Raw genomic sequence first — 6,434 nt, 5'->3', positions numbered from 1 at the left:
CGACGCTGGCGCTCTACTCCACCATCGTTCAGGTGAAGCGGGTGCGGGCGGGCGAGTATGTCGGCTACGACTGCACGTACCGGGCTGAGCAGGACGAGTGGGTCGGCACGGTGCCGCTCGGCTACGCGGACGGCTACTCGCGCAGCTGCGCAGGCTTCTACCTGCTGATGGACGGCGTACGGACACCGATCCTCGGCAGAGTGTGCATGGATCAACTGATGATCCGGCTGCCCCATGCCGTGCCTGCAGGGACGGTCGTGACGGCGATCGGACGGTCGGGAGAGGCAGAGATTACGCTCGATGAGCTGGCTGCGCATACCGGGACGATCCCGCAGCATGTGCTGACGATGATCGCCGGTCGCGTGCCGCGCCATATCCGGAGCGCCGCCGCCCACGCGCGGACGCGGGCGTTGTAGGGGGCGAGCCCGCGGTTCAACGATGCAGGAAGCGGCGGCGGAAGCTGCGCGGTGACAGCCCTTCCAGACGGGTGAAGCTTGCTGTGAAGTAGGCCGGCTGGTTGAAGCCGACCTCCTCGGCGATTCGCGAGATCGGCAGGTCGCTCTGCAGCAGCAGCAGCTTCGCCTGCTCGATGCGGAAGCGCAGCAGGTAGTCAGAGGGCGAGCAGCCGAGATGGCTTTGCATGCAACGTGCGATGTAGACAGGGTGAAAGCGCAGGCTTTCGCCCATTTGCTGTGCCGTGAAGCCGTCGCGGTAATGCTCCCGGATATAGGCCGCCGCCGCTTCGGCGCAGAGCGCGCTGGCTGATGGCGGCGGCGCCTCCAGCGAAGCCGCCAGCAACTGCAAGACCTCCTGGAATAGCAGTTGCTGCTGCCAGCGCTCGCTGCCCAGATGATTGCGTTGCTCCAGCTCCCCGAGCTGGTCCAGCCGCTCATACAGCTTGCGCGGCTGCAATAGCGAAGTGAACTGGGCGATCTGGATCGGAAAGGTTGGAGCAGCGCAAATCGTACGTGGCGCATCGCCCGTTTGCGTCCTCATCTGCGCTTCGGCCGGCTTGTCTGGCCAGACGCTCCAGGGCGGCGGACAGGCCTTGCGATCCATCGCTTCCCAATGTCCGGTCGTCTGGAAGTGAAGCCAGTAATAGTCGACATCCTGCCCGCAAGGCAGCGTCGCATAATGGCTGCAGTCCGGCCGCAGGATCAGGGCATGGCCGGATACGACCTCGTATTGCCGCTCTTCTTCGCCGATATAGAGACAGCCGTCCTTGACGACGAGCAGGTCGAATACCCCAAACGCTCGGCGGCTCGGATGCTTGCGTCCGGCCTGCATGACAGCCGGGCCGCTGACGAGGTAGTGGGGGAGGGGCGGCGCTTCGAATTGCAGCAGCATAGTCATCCTCCTGGCAGAGATATAGGTTGGAATCGTGAAAGTTTCGGTTGCTCCGCTGATACTTGGCTACCAGTATAGCATCTATAATGTGAGTTGAATATGACAACCTACTCACAAGGCGAGCCCGCAAGCGGGACGACCCAAAAGGAGCCATCGCGGTGACTGCGCAACCTCAGATCAAGTCCGACACCCCCGCCAATTCGATGCGAAAATACACATTATGGGCGCTTGCCTGGCCTATCTTTATCGAGCTGTTCCTGCAGCTGATGCTCGGCGCCGCCGATACGCTTATGGTGAGCCGCATCTCCGATGACGCGGTTGCTGTCGTCGGCTTTTCCAACCAGCTGTTCGCTGCGCTGACGACGTTGTTCGTCACTGTCGCCAGCGGCGCGGGCATCCTGATCGCCCAGGGGATCGGCGCCCGCCGCGAGGAGGACGCGCGCACGATCGCCGTAATGGCTGTGAGCGTCTCGCTCGTCATCGGGCTCGCGCTTAGCGTCTTCCTCTATCTGCTGCCAGGGGAGATCGCTGCCGTGCTGCAGATGCCCGAGGAGCTGCTGCCGATGGCGAGCATCTACATCTCGATCGTCGGCGGCGGCATGGTGCTGGCGGCCGTTATATCGACGCTCAGCACCGTCATCCGCAATACCGGCAACACCAAGGGGCCAATGTACACGGCGATCGGCATGAACGTCGTCCATTTGTTCCTGAACTATGCCTTTATCTTCGGCGCTTTCGGCTTCCCGGCCTGGGGACTGACGGGCGTCGCGATCTCAACGGTAGTCAGCCGGCTGTTGGCGACGATCTTGCTCTATCTGATGTATGTGCGAGCTTTCGAGCGCCGTATCCAGCTCCGCGATATGACGCTGTTCGACCGGAAGCTGTTCGGCGAGGTGCTGCGTATCGGCTGGCCGCTCGGCGTGCATACGTCCTGCTGGGTGCTGACCCAACTGGCGATCTATACGTTCATCGCGATGCTAGGGACCAAGGAGCTGGCGGCCCGGACGTATATGAACACGCTCGAATCCTGCTGCTTTATGCTGGGCTATTCGATCGCGCTGGCCGTTCAGATCCAGATCGCCCATCTGTTCGGCTCGGGCCAGACCCGCGAGGCCTACCGGATGGCGTATCGGGCGCTGTGGATCGGCATCGCGATCGTCGTGCCGGGCGCGCTGCTCCTGCTGCTGTTCGGCCCGCATCTGCTCGGCCTGTTCACCGCGGACACCGAGATTGTCGCGATCGGCGTCTCGTTGCTGGCGCTCAATCTGCTGCTGCAGCCGGGCAAGATGCTCAACATGGCGATGGGTAGCTCGCTGAATGCGCTGGGCGACACCAAGTTCACGATGGTCGCGTCGCTGACGTCGATGTGGATCATCGCTGCGGGTCTCTCGTACATGGCTGGCATCCACTGGGGCTGGGGGCTGACTGGCATCTACCTGTGCATGATCCTCGACGAGTACGTGCGAGGGGCGCTCTCCCTCTGGCGCTGGCGCGGACAGAAGTATCTGAAGCGCGCCGAGGCGAGCCGCCTTGGCGTCAACAGCTCTGACGGCCCTGATAGACCTGATGGACCAGACGGACCAGACGGATCTGGCCGCGCGGGACGGCAGTCTGATGGGGAATCGCTTCTGTCCGCACCAGCTGTGGAGCTGTGAGCGAAGCCGGCCCGGCCAGTGTCGGAGCCCTGACGGCCCAGGCTGAGCGGAGGAAAAGGGCCTAGGTCCGCGTTCGCTGTGGAGCTATGAGAACTCTCGCTCAAGCTCTCAGCGTTGCGGCTGGGCCGGTCAGGCGAAGGTGTCGCCGTCGATGGGAGCATGCGATGATGCCCTTCCCATCCGGGCGGGACTGTGTTATAGTATCCTCGAACTGAATAGCCATGCCGGAGTCATGCGACAGCGCATGCCCGGGAGAGGTTCGCGACCCCCCCTCTATAAAAATACTAAGGATGAACGGCATGCTATGGAGCTTGCTGCGACCGCCTGATGGCGTCGACAGCAGATTCCCTTTGGCAGGCCGTTTTTGCATTCCGGAAAGCAGGGTAATAATGAGACAACAGGAGAAGGCCGTCGTCGTCTTCAGCGGCGGTCAAGACAGCACGACATGCTTGTTATGGGCTATGGAAACCTATGGGACAGTCGAAGCCGTCACCTTCAACTACGGACAGCGGCATGCGCAGGAGCTGATCTGCGCCGCCGAGATCGCCCAGGAGCTGGGCGTCCGCCAGCATGTGCTCGATCTGTCGCTGCTTAGCCAGCTGGCGCCCAATGCGCTGACGCGCCAGGACATCGCCATCGAGCATCGCGAGGGCAGTCTGCCGTCCACATTCGTCGATGGTCGCAATATGCTGTTCCTCACCTTCGCGGCGGTGCTGGCCAAAAATATCGGCGCTCGCCATCTCGTCACCGGCGTCTGCGAGACCGACTTCAGCGGTTATCCCGACTGCCGGGACGTCTTCATCAAATCGCTTAATGTGACGCTTAATCTGTCGATGGACTACAGCTTCGTCATCGAGACGCCGCTCATGTGGCTCGACAAGGCTCAGACCTGGGCGCTCGCAGACGAACTGGGCGGCCTCGACTTCGTGCGGGAGCGCACGCTGACCTGCTACAACGGCATACCCGCAGACGGCTGCGGGAACTGTCCGGCTTGCCTGCTGCGCAGGAAGGGGTTGGACGCGTATCTTGAATCCCAACGCGAAAGGAAGCTGACGAGATGATCCAGCAGATCTATCCCTCGCCCGCCCACGACTTCCGCTATGAGCTGCACAAGGATATGCATTTTGCCGCTGCCCACTATATCCCCCACCCGTCGGCCGGCGACTGCCAGACGATGCACGGCCATACGTACTTCGCCGATCTGACGATCGTCGGCGACGTGCTGGATCAGGCGGGGTTCCTGGTTAACTTCGCCATACTCAAGCAACTGGTGCATGGCCGCTTCGACCATACGCTGCTGAACAACGACAATGCGTTCGGAGCCAAGCCGGAGAAACGGATGCCGACGACGGAGGTCGTCGCTCGCATCGTATACGAGACGGTGCAGGCGCATCTGGACACGCTGCCGCACCGGCCGCGCTGCCTGCAGGTATTCCTCCGGGAGACGCCGAGCAGCTATGTCATCTATCGACCGCGGAGCGAGCGATGAGCGGCAGGCCAATCCCCGTGCTGGAGATCTTCGGGCCCACGGTGCAGGGCGAAGGGCGCTTCATCGGCCAGAAGACGATGTTCGTGCGGACGGCGGGCTGCGACTACTCGTGCAACTGGTGCGACTCGGCCTTTACCTGGGACGGCTCGGCCGCCTCGGAGATCCGTCTGCTGTCTGCAGAGAAGGTGCTGCGCGAGCTGACGGAGCTGGGAGGCGACAGCTTCGCTCATGTGACGCTGTCCGGCGGCAACCCGGCGCTCCTGCCGCAGCTCGGCGAGCTGATCGACCTGCTGCATGGGCAGGGCATGACCGTAGCGCTGGAGACGCAGGGCAGCCGCTATCAGTCGTGGTTCCGCGAGGTGGACGAGCTGACGCTCTCGCCCAAGCCGCCCAGCTCGGGGATGGCGACAGACTGGGCGCGTCTCGACGATATTGTCGAGCGGCTCGCCGACCGGCAGGAGCAGACGAGTCTGAAGGTCGTCGTCTTCGACGAGCAGGATCTGGCGTACGCCGAGAGCGTGTACGCCCGTTATCCCGAGATGACGATGGTCGTCCAGCCGGGCAACGGCGAGCTCGCCGAGTCGGACTCGCAGCGTATGCTGGCTTACCTGGTGTCCCGTTACGAATGGCTCGTCGAGGCGGTGCTGCGCTCGGCGAGCCTGCGCCGCGTCCGCGTGCTGCCGCAGCTTCACACTTGGCTGTGGGGCAACAAGCGCGGCGTCTAGCAGCTCTATTGTAGATTGCCAAGCAGTAGATAATGATACGATACGGCCGATTGGGCCATCATTGTGAGAGAGGGAGACGACATGGCAGGAAGAAGCAACGAAGAGCTGAAGTCCCAGGGCGTGAGTCTGCTGGGCAATCAAGGGACATCCTATGTCTATCAATACGACCCCGGCGTGCTGGAGGCGTTCGATAACAAGCATCCGCAGCGGGACTACTGGGTCACCTTCAACTGTCCCGAGTTCACGAGCCTGTGCCCGATGACCGGGCAGCCGGACTTCGCGACGATCTATATCTCCTACATCCCCGACCAGCGGATGGTCGAGAGCAAGTCGCTGAAGCTGTATCTGTTCAGCTTCCGCAACCACGGAGATTTCCACGAGGACTGCGTCAATATCATCATGAACGATCTGATCGAGCTGATGAATCCGCGCTATATCGAGGTGTGGGGAACCTTCACGCCGCGCGGCGGCATCTCGATCGACCCTTACTGCAACTGGGGACGCCCAGACAGCAAGTATGAAGCGATGGCCGAGCATCGGCTGCTGAACCGCAATCTGAGAAGTTAACCGTGTGAAGTCGGCAGACGCGATCCTGTCCGAATGTGCGAAGCGAATCCGGCAGGCGTGATCCTGCCCGAATCTAGGGGAGGCGATCCATATGAAGGCTGTGTTGGTGGACGAACAGACGAAAATGCTCGTGCTCGGCGAGGCGGAGGAACCGACGATCGGAGCAGGCGAGCTGCTCGTCGAGGTCAAGGCTACGGCGCTCAACCGTGCCGATCTGCTGCAAAAGCGAGGTCACTACCCGCCGCCGCCGGGCGCCTCGACTATCCTCGGCCTGGAGATGGCAGGCGTCGTCGTCGAGGCGGGAGCCGAGACAGAGGGCTGGCAGCCGGGCGACGGCGTCTTCGGGCTGCTGCCTGGCGGCGGCTATGCGGCCCGCGTCAGCTTGCCTGCGGGCATGGCGATGCGCATCCCGGATGCGCTCAGCTTCGAGGAAGCGGCGGCGATCCCGGAAGCCTTCCTCACAGCGTATCTGAATCTGGTAGAGCTGGGCGGACTGGGCGCGGGGCAGACGGCGCTCATCCATGCCGGAGCGAGCGGCGTCGGCACAGCGGCGATCCAGATCGCGCGTGAGCTCGGGGCTCGGGCGATCGTCACCGCAGGGTCGGAGGCGAAGCGACAGGCGGCGCTGGCGCTCGGCGCCAGCCTAGCCAT

Annotated in this window: 8 protein-coding genes; 7 read left to right on the top strand and 1 reads right to left on the bottom strand. The window is 62.8% G+C overall.

Annotated elements, in window-relative coordinates:
- Positions 1-416: alanine racemase C-terminal domain-containing protein (locus tag PA598K_RS20880; RefSeq protein ID WP_305780196.1), on the top strand; the 416-nt coding region annotated here is incomplete at its 5' end.
- A 16-nt stretch (positions 417-432) separates the two neighbouring features.
- Here the strand turns inward: PA598K_RS20880 and PA598K_RS20875 are convergent.
- Positions 433-1,347 (bottom strand): helix-turn-helix transcriptional regulator, encoded by a 915-nt coding sequence (locus tag PA598K_RS20875; protein WP_128658826.1) that lies wholly within the window; start codon positions 1,345-1,347, stop codon positions 433-435.
- Positions 1,348-1,550: 203 nt separating this feature from the next.
- Here PA598K_RS20875 and PA598K_RS20870 point away from each other — a divergent pair, with 203 nt between their 5' ends.
- The 6 genes from PA598K_RS20870 to PA598K_RS20845 all read left to right on the top strand — a co-directional run.
- Positions 1,551-3,002, top strand: coding sequence for an MATE family efflux transporter (locus PA598K_RS20870; RefSeq protein ID WP_128658827.1), 1,452 nt, complete (start codon positions 1,551-1,553; stop codon positions 3,000-3,002).
- 389 nt (positions 3,003-3,391) lie between these two features.
- Complete coding sequence (gene queC, locus PA598K_RS20865; RefSeq protein WP_128658825.1) at positions 3,392-4,063, top strand: 7-cyano-7-deazaguanine synthase QueC; 672 nt, start codon at positions 3,392-3,394, stop codon at positions 4,061-4,063.
- On the top strand, positions 4,060-4,491 hold the full coding sequence (locus tag PA598K_RS20860; RefSeq protein ID WP_128658824.1) for a 6-pyruvoyl trahydropterin synthase family protein: 432 nt from the start codon (positions 4,060-4,062) through the stop codon (positions 4,489-4,491). The genes queC and PA598K_RS20860 overlap by 4 nt, the downstream gene beginning before the upstream one ends.
- Positions 4,488-5,216 carry a 7-carboxy-7-deazaguanine synthase QueE gene (gene queE, locus PA598K_RS20855; RefSeq protein WP_128658823.1) on the top strand — a complete coding sequence of 243 codons (729 nt, stop codon included), beginning with the start codon at positions 4,488-4,490 and terminating at the stop codon, positions 5,214-5,216. The genes PA598K_RS20860 and queE overlap by 4 nt, the downstream gene beginning before the upstream one ends.
- Positions 5,217-5,297: 81 nt before the next feature.
- Positions 5,298-5,783, top strand: coding sequence for a preQ(1) synthase (gene queF / locus PA598K_RS20850; RefSeq protein ID WP_128658822.1), 486 nt, complete (start codon positions 5,298-5,300; stop codon positions 5,781-5,783).
- Between the two features lie 91 nt (positions 5,784-5,874).
- Positions 5,875-6,434, top strand: a 560-nt coding sequence (locus PA598K_RS20845) for an alcohol dehydrogenase catalytic domain-containing protein (protein WP_185602135.1), incomplete at its 3' end; no start/stop codon positions are given.

Origin of the sequence: Paenibacillus sp. 598K, from assembly GCF_003851045.1 — a bacterium.
Taxonomy (GTDB): domain Bacteria; phylum Bacillota; class Bacilli; order Paenibacillales; family Paenibacillaceae; genus Paenibacillus_D.
This window is presented reverse-complemented; position numbering and strand designations above follow the sequence as displayed.